Source organism: Microbacterium salsuginis, from assembly GCF_012524205.1.
Classification (GTDB): Bacteria; Actinomycetota; Actinomycetes; order Actinomycetales; family Microbacteriaceae; genus Microbacterium; species Microbacterium salsuginis.
On the sequence record NZ_JABACI010000002.1, the window covers coordinates 296,334 to 321,008 of the forward strand.

Annotated in this window: 20 protein-coding genes; 8 read left to right on the forward strand and 12 right to left on the reverse strand. The window is 72.0% G+C overall.

Translation table 11 applies throughout. The annotated features are described in order from the left end of the window. Positions 1-173: 173 nt before the first annotated feature. The 5 genes from hpf to mtrA all read right to left on the reverse strand — a co-directional run bounded on the left by hpf (position 174) and on the right by mtrA (position 5,792). Complete coding sequence (hpf, locus tag HF576_RS08485) at positions 174-833, reverse strand: ribosome hibernation-promoting factor, HPF/YfiA family (RefSeq protein WP_168912368.1); 660 nt, start codon at positions 831-833, stop codon at positions 174-176. Between the two features lie 104 nt (positions 834-937). Further along, entirely contained in the window at positions 938-1,636 is a 699-nt protein-coding gene (locus HF576_RS08490) for a phosphoribosyltransferase family protein (RefSeq protein WP_168912369.1), read from the reverse strand. A 100-nt stretch (positions 1,637-1,736) separates the two neighbouring features. Beyond that, positions 1,737-3,431, reverse strand: coding sequence for an LpqB family beta-propeller domain-containing protein (locus HF576_RS08495; RefSeq protein ID WP_168912370.1), 1,695 nt, complete (start codon positions 3,429-3,431; stop codon positions 1,737-1,739). Further along, a complete protein-coding gene (gene mtrB / locus HF576_RS08500) occupies positions 3,428-5,104 on the reverse strand; it encodes an MtrAB system histidine kinase MtrB (RefSeq protein WP_343234217.1) in 1,677 nt (558 codons plus the stop codon). Before mtrB ends, HF576_RS08495 begins: the two co-directional genes overlap by 4 nt. Before the next feature lie 7 nt (positions 5,105-5,111). Then, positions 5,112-5,792, reverse strand: coding sequence for an MtrAB system response regulator MtrA (mtrA, locus tag HF576_RS08505; RefSeq protein WP_168912371.1), 681 nt, complete (start codon positions 5,790-5,792; stop codon positions 5,112-5,114). A gap of 225 nt (positions 5,793-6,017) precedes the next feature. Here mtrA and HF576_RS08510 point away from each other — a divergent pair, with 225 nt between their 5' ends. From HF576_RS08510 to aqpZ, 6 genes are all read left to right on the forward strand, one after another. Continuing rightward, positions 6,018-7,550: a DUF7847 domain-containing protein gene (locus tag HF576_RS08510; RefSeq protein ID WP_168912372.1), complete on the forward strand. Its 1,533-nt coding sequence runs from the start codon at positions 6,018-6,020 to the stop codon at positions 7,548-7,550. Beyond that, on the forward strand, positions 7,541-8,242 hold the full coding sequence (locus HF576_RS20735) for a DUF4129 domain-containing protein (protein ID WP_168912373.1): 702 nt from the start codon (positions 7,541-7,543) through the stop codon (positions 8,240-8,242). The genes HF576_RS08510 and HF576_RS20735 overlap by 10 nt, the downstream gene beginning before the upstream one ends. Then, positions 8,239-9,429, forward strand: coding sequence for a DUF4350 domain-containing protein (locus HF576_RS08520; protein ID WP_168912374.1), 1,191 nt, complete (start codon positions 8,239-8,241; stop codon positions 9,427-9,429). The genes HF576_RS20735 and HF576_RS08520 overlap by 4 nt, the downstream gene beginning before the upstream one ends. Further along, positions 9,426-10,415 carry an AAA family ATPase gene (locus tag HF576_RS08525; RefSeq protein ID WP_168912375.1) on the forward strand — a complete coding sequence of 330 codons (990 nt, stop codon included), beginning with the start codon at positions 9,426-9,428 and terminating at the stop codon, positions 10,413-10,415. The genes HF576_RS08520 and HF576_RS08525 overlap by 4 nt, the downstream gene beginning before the upstream one ends. Positions 10,416-10,419: 4 nt before the next feature. After that, positions 10,420-11,721, forward strand: coding sequence for a DUF58 domain-containing protein (locus HF576_RS08530; RefSeq protein ID WP_168912376.1), 1,302 nt, complete (start codon positions 10,420-10,422; stop codon positions 11,719-11,721). Between the two features lie 323 nt (positions 11,722-12,044). Further along, positions 12,045-12,842, forward strand: coding sequence for an aquaporin Z (gene aqpZ / locus HF576_RS08535; protein WP_168912377.1), 798 nt, complete (start codon positions 12,045-12,047; stop codon positions 12,840-12,842). 69 nt (positions 12,843-12,911) lie between these two features. Here the strand turns inward: aqpZ and katG are convergent, their stop codons facing one another. The 3 genes from katG to HF576_RS08550 all read right to left on the reverse strand — a co-directional run bounded on the left by katG (position 12,912) and on the right by HF576_RS08550 (position 16,843). Further along, the gene (katG, locus tag HF576_RS08540; RefSeq protein ID WP_168912378.1) at positions 12,912-15,224 is read right to left on the reverse strand and encodes a catalase/peroxidase HPI; all 2,313 of its coding nucleotides are present in this window, start codon (positions 15,222-15,224) and stop codon (positions 12,912-12,914) included. A 39-nt stretch (positions 15,225-15,263) separates the two neighbouring features. After that, a complete protein-coding gene (locus HF576_RS08545; protein ID WP_168912379.1) occupies positions 15,264-15,728 on the reverse strand; it encodes a Fur family transcriptional regulator in 465 nt (154 codons plus the stop codon). A gap of 119 nt (positions 15,729-15,847) precedes the next feature. Then, the gene (locus tag HF576_RS08550; RefSeq protein WP_168912380.1) at positions 15,848-16,843 is read right to left on the reverse strand and encodes a stage II sporulation protein M; all 996 of its coding nucleotides are present in this window, start codon (positions 16,841-16,843) and stop codon (positions 15,848-15,850) included. A gap of 16 nt (positions 16,844-16,859) precedes the next feature. On the opposite strand from HF576_RS08550, the gene HF576_RS08555 reads away from it, so the two are divergent. Next, positions 16,860-17,705, forward strand: a complete 846-nt coding sequence (locus HF576_RS08555; protein ID WP_168912381.1) for an RDD family protein — start codon at positions 16,860-16,862, stop codon at positions 17,703-17,705. A gap of 122 nt (positions 17,706-17,827) precedes the next feature. On the opposite strand, the gene ahcY is transcribed toward HF576_RS08555, so the two are convergent. Continuing rightward, the gene (ahcY, locus tag HF576_RS08560) at positions 17,828-19,306 is read right to left on the reverse strand and encodes an adenosylhomocysteinase (protein ID WP_168912763.1); all 1,479 of its coding nucleotides are present in this window, start codon (positions 19,304-19,306) and stop codon (positions 17,828-17,830) included. Positions 19,307-19,362: 56 nt separating this feature from the next. Further along, on the reverse strand, positions 19,363-19,569 hold the full coding sequence (locus HF576_RS08565) for a DUF3499 family protein (RefSeq protein WP_168912382.1): 207 nt from the start codon (positions 19,567-19,569) through the stop codon (positions 19,363-19,365). Positions 19,570-19,751: 182 nt separating this feature from the next. Here HF576_RS08565 and HF576_RS08570 point away from each other — a divergent pair, with 182 nt between their 5' ends. Continuing rightward, entirely contained in the window at positions 19,752-20,192 is a 441-nt protein-coding gene (locus HF576_RS08570; RefSeq protein ID WP_205835063.1) for a metallopeptidase family protein, read from the forward strand. A gap of 6 nt (positions 20,193-20,198) precedes the next feature. Here the strand turns inward: HF576_RS08570 and HF576_RS08575 are convergent, their stop codons facing one another. Together HF576_RS08575 and HF576_RS08580 are read right to left on the reverse strand one after the other, a co-directional pair. Then, the gene (locus HF576_RS08575) at positions 20,199-21,614 is read right to left on the reverse strand and encodes a DUF5719 family protein (RefSeq protein WP_168912383.1); all 1,416 of its coding nucleotides are present in this window, start codon (positions 21,612-21,614) and stop codon (positions 20,199-20,201) included. Further along, on the reverse strand, positions 21,611-24,634 hold the full coding sequence (locus HF576_RS08580) for a glycosyltransferase (protein ID WP_168912384.1): 3,024 nt from the start codon (positions 24,632-24,634) through the stop codon (positions 21,611-21,613). The genes HF576_RS08575 and HF576_RS08580 overlap by 4 nt, the downstream gene beginning before the upstream one ends. Between the last annotated feature and the right edge of the window lie 41 nt (positions 24,635-24,675).

A 24,675-nucleotide genomic window follows, 5' to 3' on the forward strand; every position in this document is an offset into this window, starting at 1 on the left:
CGGCGTGAGACCTCACGCCGGCCGAACACACGTCGGGCGCGGCCGGAACCGGCCGCGCCCGCCGGGGGGCCGGGCCGGGTGAGGGGGCGTGCGCCGGGGTCCCACCCCCGGCCGCCCCCCCCCCCGGCGGGGGGGGCCGCCCCCGCCCGCCCCCGACGTGTGTCAGTGCCTGTTCAGGAGGCGAGCTCCTGGGGCTGGGCCTGCGTCGCCAGCGAGATCACGCCGTAGTCCCATCCCTTGCGCCGGTACACGACGCTCGGGTGATCGGTGGCCGCGTCGATGAACAGGAAGAAGTCGTGCCCGACCAGCTCCATGCGGTCGACGGCCTCCTCGACCGACATCCATTCCGGCTCGAACTCCTTGGTCCGGATGACGACGGGCGTGTAGCCCTCCTCGGCTTCGTTGCCGCTCACGATCGGGATCTCGCCCGTCGCAACGGCATGGAGCATCTCGACCGAAGCCGGCTGCAGGTCGATGCCCTGGATCGTGCCGCGCTCCTTCTCGTACTTCGCTCCTCGGGGGTGGTTGCGCGCGTCGACGCGCTTGTCCTTCGCGCGACGCAGCTGTTCGCACAGCTTGTCGACGGCGAGATCGAGGGCCGTGAACTTGTCGCCGTCCGTCGCCTCCGCGCGGACGACCGGCCCGCGGCCGTTGACAGTCAGCTCGACCGTCTCGTCCTCCATGCGCCCGTTGTGATACGCGCGATGTGTGACTTTGACGTCCACACGTTGCGCGCGAGGCGCGAGGTGCTCGATGCGGGTGGCCTTCTCTTCGACAACAGTGCGGAAGCGATCCGTGATCCCCACTCCCACGCCGACGATGCTGGTTTCCATCCCTGACCTCCTAGTTCCGGTCCACCGGGCCCAATCGGGAGAAAGCGGACGGCGGACCATCAGTCGCCTTGTGTGCCCCACCGTAGCCTCGCGTTCGGACTCTGTCACCTGTGAGTTTGGAATGCGGCTGGTTGCGGTTCATCCGTCCGTGCTGCGCGCCGCGGCGTCGCGGCGACGGTGACCGCGGCGACGACCTCGGCGCCCGCATCCCGCAGTGCGCGGACGGCTTCGGCGACGCTCGCGCCGGTCGTCACGACGTCGTCGACGACGATGACACGGCGGCCCGCGGCATCCGTCGCCCGCATGCTTCCCTCGACGTTGCGTCGCCGTCCGTCACGGTCGAGTCGACGCTGATCGTGCACCCGACGGGTCTGCCGCAGCAGTGGATGAACCCTCACGCCTGCCCGTCGCGCGATCAGGTCGGGCACGCGGTAGCCGCGTCGACGGAACGACGCCCACGACGTCGGCATGACGACCACCGTCACTCCGCTGACACCGCCGGCCGCCTCGAGCGCGGCGCGGAGAGCGGGTGCCAGTGCGCGCGCCAGTCCGGTGCGTCCGTCTTCTTTGAGCGCCCGGATGACGCGCGCCGGCACCGCCTCGAACCGCAGCCCGCTCCACACCGGGAAGGACGTCTCGCCCGCGCCGATGAGGCGGCGACGCGGCTCGGGCGAGAGTGCGAGGACACATCGCTCGCACAGGACGACGTCGGATTCGTCACAGCCCGCGCACGCGACGGGCAGGAGCAGGGCGAGCGCCTCGGCGCACGCCTGGCGGAACGCGTCGGACAGGTCGGCGATCATGCCGCCACCTTGGCCTGGCGTCGCGCCTCACGCGACCCGCGATGCCGGTTCGGTGGACAATCGCGGCACCGCCGCCGCTGGGGAGGAAGCGGCCCGGAGCCTACTGCGGGGCGCCCTGCTGCGTGGCGAGCACCACGACGCCGGTCGCGGTGGGCTGCCACGTGGTGCCGCGCCGCCCGTACAGCGTGCCGTCGGCCGCACGCAGACGCAGGCTCGAGACTCCGCTGCCGCCGGCGATCGACGTCATCCCGGCGGGCGCGTTCGTGGTTGTCGTGGGGCCGCCGACCACCTGCTCCAGCACGATCGAGGCCTCTTCGCCCGTGGCCAGCACGCCGATGGTCTGGTCGTCGAGCCACGTCACGCCGAGCGCGGGGCCGCCCACGATCGCGAGCGCGACCGGGGCACCGAGGCGCACGGGGATGCCGTCCTCGCGGACGACTCCCGCGACCCACAGCGCTGTTCGTCCGCCGGCCGTCACGGTCGCCGCGATGCGCGTGCCGTCCCGGGAGAGCGACATCGCGCTGATGGCGGTCGCGTCGGGCCACGCATCGGCGACGTCGACGGCATCGCCCGACGGCAGATAGGCACGCAGCGCCGCCGGCTGCTCGCGCGGCACGCTCCATACGATGTCGAAGGGGTCGATCGTGGGGTCGATGAGACCCGCGCGCGGATCGACCTCCACGAAGTCCGCACCCTCGGCGCTGAGGCGGGCGACCGTGCCGGTCTGCAGCCGGGCCGCCGCGAAGTCGCGGTTCGGTGCCACCTGCACGGACACCGGCGTCGCTGCCGCGACGGCCTCGGACAGCCCGGGGATCGGGTCGACCTCACCGCCGGTGAGGAAGCCGAAGCCGGCTTCGGTGAGCACGAGCGGCGCACCGGGCACGCGCGTCGAGTGCGTCACGACGGCCTCGGCCGGGATCGGGGTCGACCCGACGCTCATCACGACGTCGAGCACGCCCGCGGGTGCGAGGCTCGCCTCGAGCTGGGTGAGCATCCGGTTGAGCTGACGCTGGTCGGCGCCGAGCGCCTGCTCCGACAGCTCGACCTGCGCCACGCCGTCCTCGACGGGGACCGCCGGTACAGCCGTGACGTCCTCGGGGAACGCGGAGGTGACGGATGCGGCCAGCCACTCGCTCGGCAGCTGGTCGACCAATGCGGCCGTGATGCGGGCAGGCGCATTGGTGGTGGGGAACCACCGCACGTCGGGAACGAGGTACTCCCCCGTCGGGTCGAAGTACATGACCGAGAAGCGCTGGAACACCCGCGGGAACCGCTCACGGTCGAGCACGACGCCGTCGGGTGCCGCGGTGATGCGCCATTCGCCGTCGGGCTGCTTGGCGAGGCTGAACGGCAAGGTCCGCTCGGGGACTTCGGCCCGCTCGTACTCGCCGCGATCGTCGACCGTGGCGACCGCATCGAGACCGAAGGTGACCCCGCCGTCCTCGTCCTCGGTGTACGTGCGCTCGGTGAAGACATCCACCGTCACGCCGACCTCGGGCTGCCAGGTCTCCTGCAGTTCCGGCGCGAGGAACTCCTTGGCGCGCGCCCAGTCGCCTCCGACGCCGGGGCCGGTGCCGGCCTCGATGAATCCCTCGACGATCTGCGCGGGGGTTGCGCCCGGCTGCGGCCGGTTGGGAAGGAACGCGACGTTCTGCGACTCGTCCGCGAAGTCGTCGGGGTCCACTCCGGGTTGGATGGGGCCGCTCGTGGGAAAGCCGGCGCAGGCGGTGAGTGCCACGGCGCACGCCGCGAGGAGCAGCGCCAGGCCGCGGCGTCGGGCTGTCACGGGGGTCACGACGCACCTCCGTGGGGCAGCTCGATCGGCTGGGTCAGCCCCAGTTCCTCCACGGCCGCGATCGAGTCGTCACCGGGGTCCACGGGGATCGGCGATGCTCCGGCCACGGACGCCCCGCGCCGGGGCAGCGTGAGCACGAAGTGAGTGCCCCGTCCAGGCTCGGACCAGACGGCGAGCTCGCCGCCGTGGAGCTTGGCGTCACCGAGGGCGATCGACAGCCCGAGCCCGGTCCCGCCGATCGTGCGCGTGCGGGACGGGTCGGCACGCCAGAAGCGATCGAAGACGCGCTCCACGTCTTCGGGCTTCATGCCGAGGCCGTAGTCGCGCACGCCGATCGCGACCGCCTGCTGATTGCTGTCGACGGTCACGACGATGGGGCGCCCCTCGCCGTGCTCGATCGCGTTGCCGAGCAGATTGCGCACGACCCGCCGAACGCGGCGCGGGTCCATGTCGACCGGCGAATAGCCGCCCGGTGCCACCAGGCGCACGTCGCTGCCGTGCTGCTCGGCGAGCTGCTGCATCGACCCGATGACGTCCTCGGCCAGGTGGGCGAGGCTCGTCGGCTCGAGGTCGAGCTGCACGGATCCCGCGTCGTAGCGGCTGATCTCGAGCAAGTCGGTGAGCAGCAGCTCGAACCGCTGCACCTGGTTGTTCAGCAGCTCGGCCGCACGCGCCGTGGCGGGGTCGAACTCGTCGCGCTGGTCGTTGATCATGTCGGCCGCCAGGCGGATCGTGGTCAGGGGCGTGCGCAGCTCATGGGACACATCCGAGACGAATCGCTGCTGCACGAGCGACAGCTCGGCGAGTTCCTTGATCTGAGACTCGATGCTGTCGGCCATGGCGTTGAACGAGCGGCCGAGCGTCGCGAGCTCGTCCTCGCCGCGCACGGGAAGACGCACGCCGAGCTCGCCGGCGGCGAGCTGTGCGCTGGTGTCCGCCGCCTCACTGATCGGCAGCGTCAGCGAGCGCAGGACGAACCAGGCGACGCCGCCGATCAGCAGCACGAGCCCGATTCCGACCACCCACAGCGTCCCTTGCACGAAACCGAGCGTCTGCGGCGCGTTGGCGAGGTCGTAGCCGAGGTACAGCTCGTACTCCGCGACGCCGGGCACCGACAGCTGCTGGCCGACCATGATCCCGGGTGTCGTCCCGCCGTCCGCCGTGGGAAGCGCCACGGACTGCCAGATCTGCCGGTCCGGGTTGTCTCGCACGGCCTGACGCAGGGCGTCGCTCACGACTTCGTCGATCGGCTCGTAACTGGTGAAATCCTGCGGCGCGTTGGGGACGGGCGGGCCGATGCGCAGCGCCGCGAGGAGGCTGCTGGATGACTCGTTGTTGAGGGTCGAGTACGCGAGAGTCATGACGTTCTGCAGCTGCACGCCGTCGGTCTGAACGGCAGCGTTCAGCCTCTCCTGTGCGGAGGACCGCGCCTGGGCCGCATCGACCAGAACCTGCTGCCGCCGTGATCCGAACAGGTCGTTCTGGATCGCCAGCGCCATCCACACGCACGCGACGGCGACGGCGAGCGCCGTCAGTCCGAGAGTCACGAGAAGCGTGCGGAAGCGCAGCGACCGCCGCCACAGCGTGGCGATGTTGCCCGGCCATGCGCGCCACAGGCGCCAGCCCTTGAGCGGCGTCCGGGTCGCCGTGACCCCCGTGATCGGGGCTGTCACGGGATCCTCACACCACGGCGCCGGCGCGGTACCCGACGCCGCGCACCGTCGTCACGATCCGGGGGTTGTCCGGGTCCTGCTCGACCTTGGCCCGGAGCCGCTGCACGTGCACGTTCACCAGGCGGGTGTCGGCCTTGTAGTGGTAGCCCCACACCTGCTCGAGCAGCATCTCGCGCGAGAACACCTGCTGCGGCTTGGAGGCGAGGGCCACGAGCAGCTCGAACTCGAGCGGGGTCAGCGCGATCGGGGAATCGTCTCGGCGCACCTCATGGGCGGCGACGTCCACGGTGAGGTCGCCGATGCGCAGCGTGTCGTTGCCCTGCGGCGTCGACGGCCGCAGCCGCGTCCGGATGCGCGCGACCAGTTCCTTCGGGTTGAACGGCTTGACGATGTAGTCGTCGGCACCGGACTCCAGCCCCTTCACCACGTCGGCGGTGTCGGTTCGGGCGGTGAGCATGATGATCGGAATGCCGGACTCGGCGCGGATCCGCGTGCAGATCTCGATGCCGTCCATGCCCGGCAGCATGAGGTCGAGGAGGATCAGATCGGGCTTCTCGTCGCGCCACGCGTCGACGGCCTGCGTGCCGTCCGAGCAGAACACGGGCTCGAATCCCTCGGTGCGCAGCACGATGCCGATCATCTCGGCGAGGGCGGTGTCGTCGTCGACCACCAGAATGCGTGATGTCATCGCGCGCGTTCGTTCCTTTACGTCCTGGCACGGGGCCACGGCACGCGCCGTCCCCATGCGCTCCCCACAGAGTAGTCGACGGCGCCTGAGCGCAGGCCGAGCACAGGCCGTGACCGCGCCGAACGGCCGGGGCGGGGCATTCGTCCGATGTGAAACGATAGGGGTCCGGCCCGCCCGGCGCTCCGCTTCGCGGACGCACGCGGGCCCGACGGAGAGGGGAAGACCGTGACCGCGTACCCGGCCTGGACGCCGGCATCCCGCCCCGGCATCATCCCGCTCCACCCGCTGACATTCGGCACGATCCTCGGCCGCTCGTTCGCGGCGCTCCGCCAGAATCCCCGAGTGCTGCTCGGGTTCGCACTGATCGTGCAGACCCTGGCCTATCTCGTCGTCCTCGCGGCCGTCCTGGGCGTGTCGTTCGCGTCGTTCTCGCGGCTGGACACCCTGCAGCCCGGAACCGACGAGTACGAGACCGTGCTGGCCGGCTCGATCGCCATCACCGCGGTGACCGGCATCGTCCTGGGCCTGGCCGCCGGCGCGCTCAGCGTCATCGTGCAGGGCATCGTGGTGGTCGAGGTGACGCACGCCGCCGTCGCCGAGAAGCTCACGCTCGGTCAGCTGTGGCGCCAGATCAAGCCGATCGTGTGGCGGCTCATCGGCTACTCGATGCTCGTGATCCTGGCCGTCATCGCCGTCATCGTGCTCGTCGTCCTCGGCATGATCGGCATCGCGATCGTCGCGCCCCCGGCGGCGATCGTCCTCACGATCCTGCTGATCCTCGCGGCCATCCCGCTGACGTGGTGGCTCATGATCAAGCTGCTGCTCGCGCCGGCCACGATCATCGTCGAGCACGCCACGATCGTCCAGGCGCTGAAGCGGTCCTGGGCGCTCACGCGTGGCCGGTTCTGGCCCGCTCTCGGCATCATCCTGGTGATCTCGGTGATCTTCGGCGCGGTCGCGCAGGTCGTCAGCATTCCGCTCGGGTTCCTCTCGATGGGGCTGACCACCGTGATCGCGCCGACCGGAGACCCCGAGCCCAGCGCCATCATCGCGATCCTCGCGACGGGTCTGCTCACGCAGGTGCTCACGCTGCTGCTGCAGTCGGTCGCGATCGTCGTGCAGTCGACGGCGACCGCCATCATCTACATCGACTGCCGCATGCGCCGTGAGGGGCTCGATCTCGATCTGCTCGCGTACGTGGAGAAGCGGGATGCCGGAGCCGGCCCTCTCGACGACCCGTACCGCGAGCACGTCGGCCGTGTCATGGCGCCCCGCGGATGGCCGGCCGGAGCGTACCCCGGTCCCGGTGCATATCCCGGCCAGCCGTTCCCTGGCCAAGGTGCCTACCCGGCGCAGCAGGGATACCCGGCGCCAGGTGGCTTCCCTGGTCCGCAGGCGTACTCCGGCCAGCCGGCGTACGCGGCCCAGAGCGCCACCCCCGCGCAGGGTGGATACCCCGGCCAGCCGGCGCAGCCGCCGTACGCCGCCCAGCCGCCCGCCGCCCAGCCGCCCGCCGCCCAGCCGCCCCACGCGCAGCAGCCGCCTGTGCAGTACGCCGCTCCGCAGGCTGCCGCACCCCAGCCGCAGGCACCGCAGGCACCGACCCCGCAGGCTCCCGCGCCGGCAGCATCCGATCCTGCCGAACAGGCTCCCGCGCCCGCGGCATCCGATCCTGCCGAACAGCCGCCGTCGCCCACGACCTGGGCCGCACCCGGGTCTGCCCCCGACGGCACCGACCGAGAGTCGCCGTGGGCGTGACCTCCCTGGCGCGCGGCGTCGTGCGCGGAATCGTGCATCGCGCCGACGGCGTCCCGCCGCTCACGCCCGATGGCGACGAAGGGCGCGAGTGGGCCGAGACCGAATTGTCGGACCCCGCCTACGACATCGCCGAGCCCACGCCCTTCGATCGCATCGCCCGCGCGATCGGCGACTTCATCGCGTCGCTGCTCTCGCCCGACGTCTCGGGCGGCTGGGCGTCGGCGTTCGCCGTGGTCGCCGCCATCGTCGTGGTCGGGGTCATCGTCGCGGCCTTCCTGGTGTGGGGAATGCCGCGCGCGACCCGGCGCGCGGCGCGATCGGCGCCGCTGCTGTTCGGCGAGAGCGAGCATCGGTCGGCGAGCGAACTGCGCGCAGCGGCGGCAACCCACGCGCGCGCCGGTGAGTGGGAGGCGGCTGTCGTCCTGCGCTTCCGCGCACTGGCGCGCGGCTGCCTCGAGCGCGGCGTGGTCGATCCACCACCGGGAGCCACTGTGCACGCGTTCGCGCGCGCCGCGGCGGGCGTCTTCCCGCAGCACGCGGCCCGGCTCGAGCAGGCCGCGGTGGCGTTCGACGACGTCCGCTACCTGCGTCGTCCCGGCACGGCAGAGCTCTACCGGCTGGTCGCAGAAGTCGACGACGCGGTGGCCGCCGCGCGGCCGGCGGTGCGCGAACCGCAGGAGGCGATCTCGTGACCACCGCCGCGCCCGCCGAGCTCGCGTCCGCCGCCCCTCGCCGCGGCCGGCGGGTCGCGGCATGGATCGCGATCGGCGTCGCGCTGCTGGTGATCGGCGGCGCCGGCGCGGCGATCACCGCCGCGAACGAGTGGGCGGCCCGCGGCGCGCTCGACCCCGCCTCCGCAGGACCGGCCGGCACGCGGGCCATCGCCGAGATCCTGCGCGACAACGGTGTCGAAGTCGAGATCGTGAGGAACCGGGATGCTGCGGCCCGAGCGCTCGCCGACGACGACGCCACGCTGATCCTTCCCGACACGCCCGCATTGTCGGACGACGCCGTCGAGGCCCTGGCCTCCGGTGCGCGAGACGTCGTGCTGATCGATCCCCGCGCGCGCACCCTCGACCTCTTCCTTCCCGGCACGAGCCCTGCCGGCGTCGCACCGTCCGGGACGGCGGCGCCGGCTTGCGACCTGCCGGAGGCCGAGCGCTCCGGTGCGGTCGAACCCGGCTCGATCTTCGCGATCGACGATGCGGACGGGGTGACCGGGTGCTATCCCGTGGACGGGGCCTACGGTCTCGTCGTCGGCGCGCGCGGCGACGACCGGGTCGCGGCCGTCGACGGTCGCACGCTGTTCTCGAACGAGAGCCTCGCCCAGAACGGGAACGCAGCGCTGGCGGCCAACCTCATGGGGCGGCATCCGCTCGTCGTCTGGTACGTGCCGGGACCGGGCGACACCGACCTCCAGAACACCGACCCCTCGCTCGGCGAGCTCACGCCGCCGTGGGTGAGCCCGGTGATGGTGCTGCTCCTGATCGCCGGCGTCGCGGCGGCGATCTGGCGCGGCCGGCGCTTCGGCCCGCTCGTGGCCGAGCGACTGCCGGTGATGGTGCGCGTCTCGGAGACGACCGAGGGCCGCGCCCGCCTGTACGCCCGCTCGCGTGATGCCGTCCACGCCGCGGACCAGCTGCGGATCGGCGCCCTGGAGCGGCTCGCCCGCCTGCTCGGGCTCGGCCCGGGGACGTCCGCTCCCGAGATCGCCGACGCCGCAGCAGGACGCACCGGGCTGGATCGGGGCGCGGTGCGCGGCATCCTGATCGACGACCTCCCACGCAGCGACGCCGACCTCGTCGAGCTGAGCTCCCGCCTCCGACACCTCGAGGACGCCGTGCACGCGGCCGTCCGCCCGGAAAGGAATCCGAGATGACCGACACCTCCCCCGCGACGACCGTCGCGCCCGATGACGCCGCGCTGCGCGAGGCGATGAACCGCGTGCGCGTGGAGGTCGGCAAGGCGGTCATCGGCCAGGACGGCACCGTGACCGGGCTGCTGATCGCCCTGCTCGCGCGCGGCCACGTCCTGCTCGAGGGCGTCCCCGGCGTCGCCAAGACGCTGCTCGTGCGCGCCTTCAGCACGGCACTCGGGCTGGACACCAAGCGCGTCCAGTTCACGCCCGACCTGATGCCCGGCGACGTCTCGGGGTCGCTCGTCTACGACGCCAAGACCGGCGAGTTCGAGTTCCGCGAGGGCCCGGTGTTCACGAACGTCGTCCTGGCCGACGAGATCAACCGCACGCCCCCCAAGACGCAGGCGGCGCTCCTGGAGGCGATGGAAGAGCGTCAGGTGTCAACCGATGGCGTCACGCGGCCCCTCCCCGATCCGTTCCTCGTCGCCGCGACCCAGAACCCGATCGAGCACGAGGGCACGTACACGCTGCCCGAGGCGCAGCTGGACCGGTTCCTTCTCAAGCTCGTCGTCGAGGTTCCCGCGCGAGATGCCGAGCTCGCGGTGCTGCGCCGCCACGCGAGCGGCTTCGACCCGCGCGACCTCGCCGCCGCGGGGCTCACGCGGGCCGCGACGGCGGACGAGATCCGTGCCGCGCAGCGGGCGGCGGCATCCGTCACCGTCTCGGACGATGTGCTCGGCTACGTCGTCGACCTCGCACAGGCCACGCGGCGCAGCCCGTCGGTGCAGCTCGGCGTCAGCCCGCGCGCCGCCACGGCGCTGCTCGCGGCGTCGAAGGCGTGGGCTTGGCTCGGCGGATACCCAGCCATCACGCCCGACCACGTGCAGACGATGCTCGTGCCCACATGGCGCCATCGCATCCGGCTGCGTCCCGACGCCGAGCTCGAGGGTGTCTCGGTGGACGCCGTGCTCGGCTCGGTGCTGCAGCAGACCCGCGTTCCGATCTGAATCGATGTACGTCACCGGCCGCCTTCCGCTCCTCGTCGCCCTCGGCGCCGTGCCCGTCGCGCTGCTCTCCGTCGCGGGCGTCGACGCATGGCTCAGCGCGGCGGTCTGGGTGCTGGTGTGCGCCGCCGCGGCACTGGCCGACGTCGCGGCGGCACCCGACCCGCGCCGCGTGACCGTCCAGCGGCGCATGCCTCGCCGCGTGCTGCTCGGCCAGTCCGTCGCCGCCGAGGTCGTTCTCCGCAACGACGGCACGCGAACGGTCCGGGGACGGTTCCGCGACGCGTGGCAGCCGACGGCCGGCGCGCCCGGCGATCACCCCGCGATCGTCATCCCGCCGGGTGAGAGCCGGGTCTTCGGCATCCCGCTCCTCCCCCGCCGCCGTGGCGAGCTCGCCAGCCGCTTCGTGGTGGTGCGGTCGGACGGACCTCTGCGTCTCGCGGGGCGTCAGGCGCGCATCGACACCCCGGGAACGATTCGCGTGCTGCCGCCGTTCACGGCGCGACGCCACCTTCCCTCTCGCCTCGCCCGGCTGCGCGAGCTCGACGGGAACACCAGCGTGCAGGTGCGCGGCCAGGGCACCGAGTTCGACAGTCTGCGCGAGTACGTGCGCGGCGATGACGTGCGCTCGATCGACTGGCGTGCGACGGCTCGCGCCGGCACCACGATGCTGCGCACGTGGCGCCCGGAGCGCGACCGCCACGTGGTGATCGTGATCGACACCGGTCGCACCGCCGCGGCCCGGGTCGGTGACGGCGTGCGGATGGATGCCGCGATGGAGGCGGCGCTGCTGCTCGCGGCGCTCGCCGCGCGCGCGGGCGACCACGTGCACCTCCTCATGTTCGACCGGGTCGTGCGTGCGCGCGTGACGCGCGTCGACGGCCCCGGCCTGCTCCCCGCCCTCGTGGACGCGATGGCGCCGGTCGAACCACAGCTGATCGACACGGACTGGGATGCCGCGTTCGCACAGTTGAGCACCCTGGCCTCACGACCCTCGCTCGTCGTCTTGATGACCGCGCAGGATGCCGCCGAGGCCGCGCGCGGCTTCCTGGGGTCGCTCCCCGCGCTCACGCAGCGCGCCCATGTGCTGGTCGGCACCGTGACAGATGAGCGGCCCCCGGCACCCGAGCGACCCGATGCGGCGGACGTCTACCACGCCGCCGCGGTCGAGCGCTCGGCACGCGACGCCGCGATCGTCGCCGCGGCCATCGGCCGGGCGGGTGCCGAGGCGATCGCGGACACTCCCGAGGCCCTTCCCCCGAAGATCGCGGACCGCTACCTCGCACTCAAGGCAGCCGGGCGACTCTGATCCGCCTCTCTGCCCTCCCCGCTGCCCCTCTCGCCCCACTCCCGAGGTCGGTTCGACTCCGACCCGCTGCCCGTCGCTCACCGCCTGGCCTTCTGCCGCGCTAGCCAGTCGGCTTTCGAATCGCGCACTTTGCAACTTCGCCGCCCGCCAATCTGCAAAGTGCGCGATTCGAAAGCCCAGGGGCGCCGCGCGAGGAGCGACGAATACCTGAACAGCGGGTGAAACCTGTCGCCCGGACGGCGTAATGCGCGGACACTCCGCACGGGTTTCCTGGGAATCGGCTGAACATGCCGATACTCTCGCGACGAGGAAAGGAGTCCGCCATGTCGGATACCAACACCCTGCCGAGCACGGCCACCAAGCTCGTCGCCGAGGCCGTGGGTACGTTTCTGCTCGTGTTCGGGGGCGTGGGCACCGCGTTGTTCGCCGCCACGTTCCCTGCCGGGTCCGAGGGGAATCCGCTCGGCGTCGGCTTCGTCGGTGTCGCACTGGCCTTCGGTCTCACCGTCCTGGTGGGCGCCTACGCGTGGGGCCCTGTCTCGGGCGGCCACTTCAACCCCGCGATCACGCTGGGCCTTGCGGCATCCGGTCGCTTCGCCTGGAAGGACAGCGTCGGCTACATCATCGCCCAGCTGATCGGCGGTGCGCTGGCCACCACGGTCATCGTGCTCATCGGCCTGTTCGGTCCCGGTGACTGGCTGGCGACCGCGCAGGACGGCGGATTCGCGTCGAACGGCTTCGGCGAGCTGTCGCCCGGCGGATTCGGCCTGGGCGCCGCGATCGTCGCCGAGATCCTGCTGACCGCGGTGTTCGTGCTCATCATCCTCGGCGTGACGCACCCGTCACGCGGCACCGCCGCGCTGGCCCCGCTGGCGATCGGTCTGACACTGACCCTCATCCACCTCATCTCGATCCCGATCGACAACACGTCGGTCAACCCCGCCCGTTCCATCGCAGCGGCGATCTACGGCGGGGTGGGACCGCTGTCGCAGGTGTGGGTGTTCATCGTGTTCCCGATCATCGGCGGCATCCTCGGTGGCATCCTGCACCGTGCGCTGTTCGAGCCGAAGGGCTCGGTGCCGCCGGCCCGTGCCGAGGCCCGCGTGCCCGACGCGCGCTGATCCCCGTCCACCGCAGAGCGGCCCGCCCCGGATCGGGGCGGGCCGCTCTCGTTGTGGCCGGGCGGTGGGTCAGACCAGGTCGAAGCGGTCGAGCTCGGTGACCTTGCCCCACGCCTGAACGAAGTCCCGCACGAACTTTTCGTTCGCGTCGTCGCTCGCGTAGACCTCTGCCAGCGCGCGCAGCTCCGAGTTCGAGCCGAACAGCAGGTCGACGCGCGTGCCGCGGCCGAAGACCTCACCGCTGCCGTCGACGGTCGCCTCGAACGCCTGCGAGCCCGGGTCGAGGGGCTTCCACGTCTTGCCCAGATCGAGCAGGTTCACGAAGAAGTCGTTCGTGAGCACGCCCGGCCGGTCGGTGAAGACGCCGTACTGCGCGCCGTCCCAGTTCGCACCGAGCACGCGCAGGCCGCCCACGAGCACCGTCATCTCGGGCGCGCTGAGCGTCAGCAGGTTCGCCTTGTCGATGAGGTGGTGCTCCTGCGGCAGATACGCCTTCGCGCCGTAGTAGTTGCGGAAGCCGTCGGCGACCGGCTCGAGGAAGTGGAACGACTCGACGTCGGTCTGCTCCTGCGTGGCGTCGGTGCGGCCCGGGTGGAAGACCACCTCGACGTCGACGCCCGCGGCCTTGGCCGCCTGCTCGACCGCGGCGTTGCCCGCGAGCACGATGAGGTCGGCCAGCGACACCTTCTTGCTGTCGGTGCGACCCTCGTTGAACGACGCCTGGATGCCCTCGAGGGCCGACAGCACGGTCGCCAGCTCGGTCGGACGGTTGACCTGCCAGTCCTTCTGGGGCTCGAGACGGATGCGGGCACCGTTGACGCCGCCGCGCTTGTCGCTGCCGCGGAAGGTGGATGCCGCAGCCCAGGTGGTCGAGACGAGCTGGGCCGTCGTGAGCCCGGCGCCGAGGATCTGCGCCTTGAGGGCGGCGGCGTCGTCCGCGTCGATCAGCTCGTGGTCGACCGCGGGGACCCGGTCCTGCCAGATGAGCTCCTCCTGCGGCACCTCGGGGCCGAGGTAGCGCTCGATGGGGCCCATGTCACGGTGCGTCAGCTTGAACCAGGCGCGGGCGAACGCGTCGGCGAACTCGTCCGGGTTCTCGAGGAAGCGTCGCGTGATCCTGGCGTACTCGGGATCGGTGCGCAGCGCGATGTCGCTCGTCAGCATGCGCGGCTCACGGCGCTTGGACGAGTCGTGCGCGAACGGCACCATGTCGGCGCCGGCGCCGTGCTTCGGCCGCCACTGGTGGCCGCCGGCCGGGCTCTCCATGAGCTCCCACTCGTACGCATACAGGATGTGCAGGAACTCGTTGTCCCAGCGCGTCGGGTGATAGGTCCACGTCACCTCGAGGCCTGACGTGATGGTGTCGTCGCCCTTGCCCGAGGCGTGGTTGTTCTTCCATCCGAGACCCTGCTGTTCGAGACCGGCCGCCTCGGGGTTGTCCTCGATGTTCGTGTCGGGGGCGGCGCCGTGGGTCTTGCCGAAGGTGTGGCCACCGGCGATGAGGGCGACGGTCTCCTCGTCGTTCATGGCCATGCGGCCGAACGTCTCGCGGATGTCGCGCGCCGAGGCGAGCGGGTCGGGGTTGCCGTTGGGGCCCTCCGGGTTGACGTAGATGAGGCCCATCTGCACCGCCGCCAGCGGCTTCTCGAGGTCGCGGTCGCCCGAGTAGCGCTCGTCGCCGAGCCACTCGGTCTCGGGGCCCCAGTACACGTCGTCGTCCGGCTCCCACACGTCGGCGCGGCCACCGCCGAAGCCGAGGGTCTTGAAGCCCATCGACTCGAGTGCGACGTTGCCGGCGAGGATCATGAGGTCGGCCCACGACAGGCTCTGGCCGTACTTCTTCTTGACCGGCCACAGGATGCGGCGCGCCTTGTCGAGGTTGACGTTGTCGGGCCAGCTGTTCAGCGGTGCGAAGCGCTGCTGACCGGCGCCGCCGCCGCCGCGACCGTCCGTGATGCGGTAGGTGCCGGCGCTGTGCCATGCCATGCGGATGATCAGCGGGCCGTAGTGACCGAAGTCGGCGGGCCACCAGGGCTGCGACGTGGTGAGGGTGGATTCGATGTCCTTCTTCACCTCGGCGAGGTCGAGCGACTCGAACGCGGCCTTGTAGTCGAAGTCCTCGCCCAGCGGGTTGGCGACCGCGGGGTTCTTCGCGAGGATCTTGAGGTTCAGCTGGTTCGGCCACCAGACGCGGTTGGCGCTGCCCGTGGTCGGGTGCGGCTGGCCGCCGTGGATGACCGGGCACGCGTCCGCTTCGTTCGGCCGCGGCCGGGTCTCGCCGTCGGCGCGCTCGTCGACGGGCGTGTCGATCGGCGTGACCGCCTGGTCGGCGCCGCTCGCCTCTTCGCCGATCTCGGGGATCGCCTGGTTGCTGTCAGTCATGTCGTCCTTCCTTGACAGGTGGTCGGGGGTCGTCGCAGATCAAGAGGCGCGGCGAGATGCCGCGGATGCCGTGCACGGGGCGCACACGCCCCAGAACGTCACTTCGGCGGAGTGCACGACGAAGCCGTGCGCGTCGGACGGCGTGAGGCAGGGGGCATCCCCCACCACGCAGTCGACGTCGACGACGGCACCGCACTCGGAGCACACCAGGTGGTGATGGTTGTCGTCGACGCGCAGTTCGAACAGGCCGGGCCGCCCGGCCGGCTCGATGCGGCGCACCAGCCCGGCGTCGACGAAGTCGCCGAGCGCGTTGTACACCGACTGCAGGCTGGTGCCCGGAACCGTGCGCGCGACGACCTCGAACAGCTCGTCGGCGCTGGAGTGGGGCCTCGTGCGGAGCGCGTCGACGACCGCCCGCCGGGGCTCGGTGACCCGCAGCCCCGCCCCGCGCAGCCGCTCCACCGCGTCGGCGCTGTGCGCATCGATCGCGGAGCCGCTCGTCATGCCCCCAGCCTACCGCGTTGTTTTGAGTCACTCAAAACAACGTCACTCACACAACAGCGCTGCGTCGTCCTGCTGAACGAGAGCTGACGGATGCCGTGGGCCCAGCGCGCGACGAGGGCCTAACCCGCGACGAGTGTCGGGGTGCCGGCCTCGTACTCGGTGAGGTCGCCGGTCTCGCCCAGCCGGTGGGCGCGCCGGCCGACGATGAGCATGTACGCCAGGAACAGCCCGAGCGCTGCTGCTCCGATCCCGATCTTGAGCGGCCACGGCCAGGGCTGGGCGGTCACGAAGCCCTCGATCAGTCCCGAGACTCCGAGGGCGATCACGAGGCCGATCGCGATCGTCGCGAGCGAGCGTCCCGCGGCGGCGAGCGCCTCGCCCCGCGTGCGCGGCCCCGGCGCCACCCACGCCCAGAAGATCTGCAGGCCCGCGGCGCCCGCAACGAAGATGCTCGTCAGCTCGAGCAGGCCGTGCGGGAGGATGTACAGCACGAACACGTCGGCCCGGTCGAACGCCGCCATGACCGCCGCGGCCGTCCCCACCCCCATCGCGTTCTGGACGAGCACCATGAGCGGCCAGATGCCGGTCACTCCGAACAGCACGCACTGCGCGGCGATCCAGGCGTTGTTCGTCCACACCGTGCCGGCGAACACGGCTGCCGGGTTCTCGCTGTAGTAGTCGGTGAACTCGTTCTCGGCGTACTGCTCGAGCTGTGCGCGGCTGCCCATGCTCGCCACGAGCGCCGGATCGCCCGACACCCACAGCGCCACCACGGTGGCCAAGGCGACGAACCCGAGCGCGATCGCCAGCGTCAGCCAGCGCACACGGTAGAGCGCGGCGGGCAGCTGCAGCACGAAGAATCGCGGGATCTGCCGCAGGACGTTCTCGGGGGCGCCGGTCAGGCGCAGCCGCGCCCGCGACAGCATCGTCGAGACGTGGTCGCCCTGCACCGTGCGACCGAGTGAGGTCTTCGCATCGGCGAGGTCGGCCGACGCGGCCCGATATCGGGCGACCAGCTCGTCGACCTCGGCGCCTGACAGATGCCGCGTGCGGCTCAGTTCGTCCAGGCGCGCCCACTCCGCTCGGCGAGCGGCGGTGAGAGCGTCGAGGTCCATGCGATTAACTGTAGCCATGGCCACTGATCGCCCCGCCATCGTCGACATCCATCAGGACGAGGTGCTCACCGGCGAAGCCGTCGCCCTCGACGTCCAGCCGCTCGGGTTCTTCATGCGCGCCCTGGGTGTGTTCATCGACATGCTGCTCGGAGCCGCCCTGATCCTGCTGTTCGTGCTCGTGACCACATGGCTGATCGGCCTCGGGGCGGTCGACGGCGCGGTGTTCCCCATCCTCACGATCGTGGTCCTCGTTCTCGTGACCGTCGTGATCCCGACCGTCGTCGAGACCACGACCCATGGCCGCAGCCTCGGCAAGCTCGCCGTCGGCGGCCGCATCGTCCGTACCGACGGCGGTGCCGCCGGCTTCCGCCATGCGTTCATCCGCGCCCTCGTCGGCGTGTTCGAGCTGTGGTTCACCCTCGGCGCGGTCGCCGCACTCGTGGGCGCCTTCACGCCCCGGTCCCAGCGGCTCGGCGACCTGCTGGCGGGCACCTATTCCGAGCGCACCCGCACGCCGAAACTTCCCGACCCCTCACTCGGCGTGCCGCCGATGCTCGTCGAGTGGGCCGCCGTGGCCGACGTCGCGCGCCTGCCGGAGCGGTTGTCCCGCCGACTCGCGCAGTTCGCACGGTCGGCGGCGAACATGGAGCCGTCCGCTCGCGCCCGGGTCGCGGCATCCCTCGCCCGTGAAGCCGCCGAGCACGTCTCGCCGGTGCCGTCGATCGACCCCGAGACGTTCCTCGTCGCTGTCGTCGCCGTCCGCCGCGAGCGCGAGCTGCGCGCGCTGCAGCTCGAGGCCGCCCGCGCCGACTCCCTCACCGCCGCCGTGTCGGCCGCGCCGCGTGGGTTCCCCGACCGCTGAACGGTGGGATCACGTCGGTCGTTGAGCGAGGAGCGCAGCGACGGGACGAAACGTGCCGAGCGTTCGCGCCTGTCCGAGGCGTTTCGTCTCGCTGCGCTCGCTCAACGACCGGGGGTTGGTACTCAGTAGCGGTAGTGGTCGAGCTTGTACGGGCCCTCGACCGGCACCCCGATGTACGCGGCCTGCTCGTCCGTCAGAGTCGTCAGCTCCACCCCGAGGGCAGCGAGGTGCAGGCGGGCGACCTTCTCGTCCAGCGTCTTGGGCAGGGTGTACACGCCGATCGGGTACGTCTCGCGCTTGGTGAACAGCTCGATCTGCGCCAGCACCTGGTTGGTGAACGACGCGCTCATGACGAACGACGGATGCCCGGTGGCATTGCCGAGATTCATCAGGCGTCCTTCGCTGAGGACGAGCACGCTGCGTCCGGTGGGCAGCCGCCACTCGTGCACCTGGGGCTTGATCTCGACCCGCTCCGCACCTGGGATCGCGGCGAGCCCGGCCATGTCGATCTCATCGTCGAAGTGGCCGACGTTGGCGACGATCGCGAGGTGCTTCAGTGCGAGGAGGTGCTCGGCCGTCACGACGCGGGTGTTGCCCGTGCCGGTCACCACGATGTCGACCTGGCCGGCCAGGTCGTCGAGCCGAGCGACCTGGAATCCGTCCATCGCCGCCTGCAGCGCGCAGATCGGGTCGACCTCGCCCACGATGACGCGGGCGCCCTGACCGCGCAGCGCCTCGGCGGCGCCCTTGCCCACATCGCCGTAGCCGGCGACGAACACGACCTTGCCGCCGATCAGCACGTCCGTGGCGCGGTTGAGGCCATCGGGCAGCGAGTGGCGGATGCCGTACGTGTTGTCGAACTTGGACTTGGTGACCGAGTCGTTCACGTTGATCGCGGGGAAGAGCAGATCACCGGATGCCGCCAGCTCGTACAGCCGGTGAACGCCCGTGGTCGTCTCCTCGGTGACGCCGAGCAGGCCCGCCGCCATGCGCGTGAACCGCTGCGCATCGCGGGCGAGCGAGGTTCGCAGCGTGTCGAGCACGATGCGGTACTCGGCGGAGTCGTCGGCCGCGGCATCCGGAACCGCCCCCGCCTTCTCGAACTCGACGCCCTTGTGCACGAGGAGCGTCGCGTCACCGCCGTCGTCGAGGATCATGTTCGGGCCGTCGAAGCCCTCGGCCGTCCAGTCGAAGATGCGGTCGGCGAGACGCCAGTACTCCTCGAGCGTCTCACCCTTCCACGCGAACACCGGCACGCCCGCGGGGGCGTCGACAGTGCCGGTCGGACCGACCACGACCGCCGCGGCCGCCTCGTCCTGCGTGGAGAAGATGTTGCAGCTCGCCCAGCGCACCTGCGCGCCGAGAGCCACGAGCGTCTCGATGAGCACGGCTGTCTGCACCGTCATGTGCAGCGACCCGGCGATGCGGGCGCCCTTCAGCGGCTGCGAGGGACCGAACTCCTCGCGCAGCGCCATGAGCCCGGGCATCTCGTTCTCTGCCAGCCGCAGCTGGTGGCGGCCCGCTTCGGCGAGCGACAGGTCGGCGACCTCGTATTCGAACGGGGAGTCGGATGCCGCGCCGGGCGCGGTCGGACCGGTCATGGCGGCGGAGGTCTGGGTCGGCATCCGCCCATTCTCCCACGCCGACTCGGGTGCAGTCAGGCGCGCATCGTCTCGTGACGCACGACGACCCAGCCCTTGGGCACCGAGAGGCGGTCGGTGTGGATCGCGCAGAGGTCGTGCGCGTGCGGATCGCCCACGGCACCGAGCGGGCCGAGCGCGGCCATCTGGTCGCCGTAGTCGTAAGTGAGCGTCGACACGGCCTCACGGGCACAGCCGACCTTGGAGCAGACTCTCTCGCGCATCGGGTCGACGCTACCGCGCCCCGAACCGCCCGGGCGGATGCCGCGCCGCGCCCTACCCTCTTGCACCCTTCGCGTGACTCACGCCAACTCTCGAGACGTCGCACACGGCTGCCGTCGCCCGCCGCGGGCGGCCTTCTGCGACGTCTCGGCACCCACGGGTCCCGCCGACCTAGGATGGGGGCATGGCTTGGCGTCGCACCCGGATGAGCGAGCGGGCCGTCCGGCGCGCTCCGCGCCACGGCCGTCACGGCCGCGAGGGCCGCAGCCCCGTCGTGCGCCCGCCGCTCCCCCCGCTCGACACCCGGGTGGAGCGCTTCGACATCGCCGTCGGCGCCGCGGCCGAGTTCCTGCGGTCGGCATGGACCGACCTGCGCGACGTGCGGTTCGAGGTGGCTGACATGCCGGCCGCGACCGATGCCGACGGCATCCCGCGGTGGACCATCCTTCGCGACGCGAAGCGCATCATCCTCTACCGGCTTCCCATCGAACGGCTGAGCCACCTGCACCGCAACGACGAGCTGCACCGCCGCATGATGATCGAGAGCGCCGTCTTCCGCGCCGCCGCCGAATACCTCGACCGCGACCCGTGGGATCTCGGTCCCGAGCGCTTCCGGTTCTTCTGACCCGGGTCAGGGGTAGACGACGATCTCGGGCGTCGCGGCATCCGCAGGCCACAGCGGGATCCCGGCCAGGGCGCCGTCTCCCGTGAGCGACAGCGCAGCCCGCACCGGGGCGTCCGGCTCCAGCAGGTAGACCGTGCGCGGCGACAGGCGCGCCGTCATCGTGCCCCGGGCGGGGACCGTCAGCTCGAGCTGGTACGCGCCGTCCTCAGACGTGACCGTCACCGTCGCCGCCTCGTCCGCCGGATTCACGACGGTCAGCGCGGGGGGCGGCCCGCTGGGGGCGGCGAACAGGCTCGGCACCGCCACCTCGGGCGAAGGCGTGTACCACGCGAAGTCGTCGCCCTCTTCGAAGCCGGTCGCCTGCCAGACCGCGGACACCACCGGAACCTCGGAGACGACTTCGACCGTGTAGGCGCCGACGGCGAGCCCCGGCAGCGCGATCTCGGTCGGCTGCCCTGCGGTGAGTGCGACCTCTTGGGGGTCTGCGGCGGGCTCCGCCCGGCCGATCGCAGTGACCGTGACCCGAACGGTCGTGTCGCCGGACGGCGCGAGCACGCGCAGCACCGTCGCGGCATCGGAGGCGCCTTCGGCCCCCGGCGAACGGGTGACGTTGATGCCCGCGATCGTCTGCGTCTGCTCGGGCTGAGGCACCGCGCCGACCTGGTCCACGCCACCCGGCGTCAGCGTGCGCGTGATGCTCGTCTGCAGCGACGCGTGCACCGGCGCGCCGGTGGCCGTGACACGGATCACGGGACTGGCTTCGTCGAGGGCGATGCCGGCCAGCGGCACGACGCGCTGCGTCCCGGGCGGCACGATCAGGTCGGAGCCTCCGGGAGGGGACTGCTCCCCCGCCGCGCCGAACAGCGTCAGCTGCACAGTCGCCGCCACCGTCCCCGGGTTTGCGAGCAGCACGAGGTCGGAGGCTCCGGTCGTGCCCGAGCCGCCCACCAGCCACGACTCGAGGAGCGGTGGGCGACATGCCGACGCGGCGAAGCCTCGGAGGTCGTCGGCGGAGACCGTCGACGCACCGGCGGCTGCGACATCCACCCGCTCGCGTTCGAGAGGCTGCGCCGTGAAGGCGAGGGGTCCGAGGCCGCCCGAGACGCCGGCCGCGTCGAGGCGCTGCTCGTCGGCCTCCGGCGCACCTCCGGTCACACCCGAGGTCACGGTCTGGGGCGCGGCGGCGGCGAGCGAGGCGGCATCCCGCGGATCGCGTCCGAGCGAGAGCAGCGCGCCGTCGCACGCGACGGTCGATGCGGCCGGCGCCGGCATGGCCGACACGCTCACGGGCTCTCGTGTCAGCGTCGGCCACGGCAGCGAGATCGCCGTCACGACGAGGATCACCGCGGCGACCGACACGATCGTGCCGATCAGCAGGCGGGCGCTCGTCGTCGCCCACCGGAACACTCGCCGATCGCTCATCGACCCTCCTGCCAGTGCGGCCCGACCACGCGGGGAGTGCGGCGCGCCTCGCGGCGCGAGGCTGCGGTGGGCACGGCCAAGAGCAGCGCGATGCCGAGGACGATCAACTGCCCGATCGCGATGAGCCGCGCGATTCCGACGACGGATGCCGCCTCCTGCGGTCGCGGCGCCACCTCGCCGATGACGCGCCACAGCTCGCCCTTGGCCGTGTCGCCGACGCTGTCGAGCGTGTCGCGCTGGTTCAGCGCGGTCGATGCCGAGAGGCGCATGGTGCGCGCGGCATCCGACTCCGTGGGCATCGCGGGCGCGAGGAGGATGAAGCTGATGCCCACTTCGGAGAGCCCGGCGACCACGTCGTCGGCCGATGAGGTGACGAGGTCGGCAGCCAGCTCGGCGACCACCGCATCCTGCGGCGTGGGACGCGTCCGCGTCGCCAGCATCGTGGTCTGTCCGCCCAGAGTCTCGCTCGCGCCCCACACGACGGTGGCCGAGACACCGCCCGCCGCCTGCGGGGTGAGCACGATCGTGCCCACGTCGGGATCGTCGCGTCCCTGGGCTGCGACGAAGGCGGGCAGGGTGCTCTCGGGGCCGTTCGCGATCGTTGCGGTGCGGCGGGTCATGGCCGTGAGCGAGGGCACGGCCAGTGTCGCGACGGCGGCGAGCACCACGACTGTCGCGATGCCGCGGACGAAGGTCACCCGCGGGGCGAGTCCCGCGTCGAGCGTGACCAGCGCACCGCCGACGGCTCCGAGCCACGCCAGACTGAGGCCGGCGCCGGGCCAGATCGCGACCGGGATCGACTGCGAGAACGCGACCGAGATTCCGACGGCGGCGAAGGCCGTCCCCATGCCGAGGGCCGTCACGACCAACAGGGCGGTGCCCACCGCCCAGCGCTGCGTGAGCGGGGCGGCGAGCGCGAGCAGCGCGATGGGCGCCGTCAGGAGGGGGACCCACCACGTGGGCCCCTCGGGGATCAACGTCGTCCAGCCGGCGAGATCGGGCGTCGGGATGCCGGCCGCCAGCAGTGCTCTCGCCGCGGAATCGGGACCGACCTGTGGGCCCGCCCACGGTACGCCGGGATCGGCGAGCAGCCCCCACAGGCGTCCGTTCGCGGCGGCGTTCCAGATGAGGGGCAGCGCGAGCGCGATGGCGGGAATGGCAGTCCAGATCAGTCGTGCCACTCCCCGGCCCGCCCGCAGGACGACGGCGAGGAGGATCGACGCCAGCCAGATCACGGCGAGCGCGGGCGCGAGGGACGGTGCGGTGGCCACCACCGCGGCGAGCAGGATCGACGCCGCACCGGCGCCGGACCACGACCGGTGCGCGACCGAACCGGCGAAGAACAGCCACGGAAGCAGCAGATGCAGGATGACCGCGGTCGGCCGCCCCTGTGCGAGCGCCACCACGAAGGTGGGCGCCAGTGCCCATGTCGCTCCGCCGAGCAGACGCAGGATCGGCCGCTCGGTGACGCGTGTCGCAGCCATCCATCCGCCGAGTGCCGCGAGCGGGAGCGCGAGCACCCACAGGACCACGAGCGCGCGCGACGGCTCCCACGGCGCGAGTGAACCGATCACAGCGAGCACCGAGGCGAACGGGTCGGCCGGTCCCACGGTGTCCAGTCCCAGCGCGCGCTGACCGAACGCGGCTTCGTCCCACAGCCCCGCCACCGTGTTCGCCAGCGGCTGGAGCGCACCTCCACCCAGGACCGGCCAGGCCAGCAGCGCCGGGAACGCCGCCACCGAGACCACGAGTGCGCCGAGAACCAGCCAAGCCCCGCCGCCGGAGAAGAACCGCAGATCGCCGCGGCGGTGTCCGCCGATGGCGACCTCGGGCTCGTCGTCGAGGCGCTCGCGCAGCTCGCCCTGCGAGATCCGCAGCGGTGCCAGCTGCGCCCACGGGATGCGCTTGGTCGTGGCGATCCGGTGCCGCGCACGGCCGATCGAGACGAGGCGTACGAACACGACGACAGCCGCCGCCCATTCGGGGCCGATGCGGCCGGGCTGCTTGCGCACCAGGTCGACGATCGTCCGCCACACGGCGAGAGGCAGCAGCGAGAGCCAGTGCAGCGGCAACGCGGCGAGTGGCGCGTACGCCAGACGCCGGTGCAGTTGCGCGACTCGCTCGGCGTACACGATCCGGCGCCGACGCTGAGGCGTGTTCGGAGCGGGAAGACCGGCGGCGCCGTCGCCCGCGACCGCCACGAGCGCAGCGGGCACGAGGGACACCCGGGCGCCCGCCAGCCGGGCGCGCACCCCGAGGTCGAGGCCTTCGTCCGCTCCCGCCAGGCCGCGGTCGAGTCCCGAGAGCTCACGCCACGCGTCACCGCGGACCAGGATGCCGCGCACGTCCGTTCCGAGGACGTCCTCGCGAGCGTCGTGCTGGCCCTGATCGAGCTCGCCGTCGGCGAGTCCGACCGTGCGCCCGTATCGCGTCATCCCGACGCCGAGCGAGACGATCTCGGAACGGTCGTCCCACCGCACCAGCTTGGGAGCGACGAACGCGACCGAGGGCGAGAGCTCGAGCGCACCGGCCAGTCGCGCGAGCGCGTCGGGCACGGGGGCGGCGTCCTGCGCGAGCAGCCACACCGCCTCGCCGGGGCTGAGCTCGGGCGAAGCGAGAGCGGTGGCCGCGGCGAATCCCGTGGAGGCCGAGGCGTTCACGACGAAGTCCGCGCCGGCGCCGGTGACCACGTCCCGGAGTCGCTCGTCGCCGCCGCACAGCACGATCGTGAGCGCTTCCGGCCGGCGCGTCTGCTCCTGCAGCGATGCCAGCGTGCGCTTGAGGTGGAAGGCGGCGGGGGCACGCCCGTCAGGACGGACCACCACGACGGCGTGCACGCGGTGAGAAGCGGATGCCGTGGCCACCACCGCCGGCGACGGTGACACGTGGAACCCGGCACTCGGATCCGGGGCACTCAGGGCCGTGCCGGACGGCGTGGTCTCCGCGGGTGCGACTGAGGGCACGGCGGCACCGGGCGCGGCGGGATCTGACGCTGCGGCGTCGGGCGTGGCTGCGGGCATGACGTCGTCAGCCTAGGTGCGCGTGCCCCGGGGTCCGAGGC

Bases quoted from the DNA above. Each gene is read 5' to 3' on its own strand.
- hpf (WP_168912368.1), bottom strand. From the start codon at position 833: ATGGAAACCAGCATCGTCGGCGTGGGAGTGGGGATCACGGATCGCTTC.
- HF576_RS08490 (WP_168912369.1), bottom strand. From the start codon at position 1,636: ATGATCGCCGACCTGTCCGACGCGTTCCGCCAGGCGTGCGCCGAGGCG.
- mtrA (WP_168912371.1), bottom strand. From the start codon at position 5,792: ATGACATCACGCATTCTGGTGGTCGACGACGACACCGCCCTCGCCGAG.
- HF576_RS08525 (WP_168912375.1), top strand. From the start codon at position 9,426: ATGACCGACACCTCCCCCGCGACGACCGTCGCGCCCGATGACGCCGCG.
- HF576_RS08530 (WP_168912376.1), top strand. From the start codon at position 10,420: ATGTACGTCACCGGCCGCCTTCCGCTCCTCGTCGCCCTCGGCGCCGTG.
- aqpZ (WP_168912377.1), top strand. From the start codon at position 12,045: ATGTCGGATACCAACACCCTGCCGAGCACGGCCACCAAGCTCGTCGCC.
- katG (WP_168912378.1), bottom strand. From the start codon at position 15,224: ATGACTGACAGCAACCAGGCGATCCCCGAGATCGGCGAAGAGGCGAGC.
- HF576_RS08545 (WP_168912379.1), bottom strand. From the start codon at position 15,728: ATGACGAGCGGCTCCGCGATCGATGCGCACAGCGCCGACGCGGTGGAG.
- HF576_RS08550 (WP_168912380.1), bottom strand. From the start codon at position 16,843: ATGGACCTCGACGCTCTCACCGCCGCTCGCCGAGCGGAGTGGGCGCGC.
- HF576_RS08555 (WP_168912381.1), top strand. From the start codon at position 16,860: ATGGCCACTGATCGCCCCGCCATCGTCGACATCCATCAGGACGAGGTG.
- ahcY (WP_168912763.1), bottom strand. From the start codon at position 19,306: ATGACCGGTCCGACCGCGCCCGGCGCGGCATCCGACTCCCCGTTCGAA.
- HF576_RS08565 (WP_168912382.1), bottom strand. From the start codon at position 19,569: ATGCGCGAGAGAGTCTGCTCCAAGGTCGGCTGTGCCCGTGAGGCCGTG.
- HF576_RS08570 (WP_205835063.1), top strand. From the start codon at position 19,752: ATGGCTTGGCGTCGCACCCGGATGAGCGAGCGGGCCGTCCGGCGCGCT.
- HF576_RS08575 (WP_168912383.1), bottom strand. From the start codon at position 21,614: ATGAGCGATCGGCGAGTGTTCCGGTGGGCGACGACGAGCGCCCGCCTG.
- HF576_RS08580 (WP_168912384.1), bottom strand. From the start codon at position 24,634: ATGCCCGCAGCCACGCCCGACGCCGCAGCGTCAGATCCCGCCGCGCCC.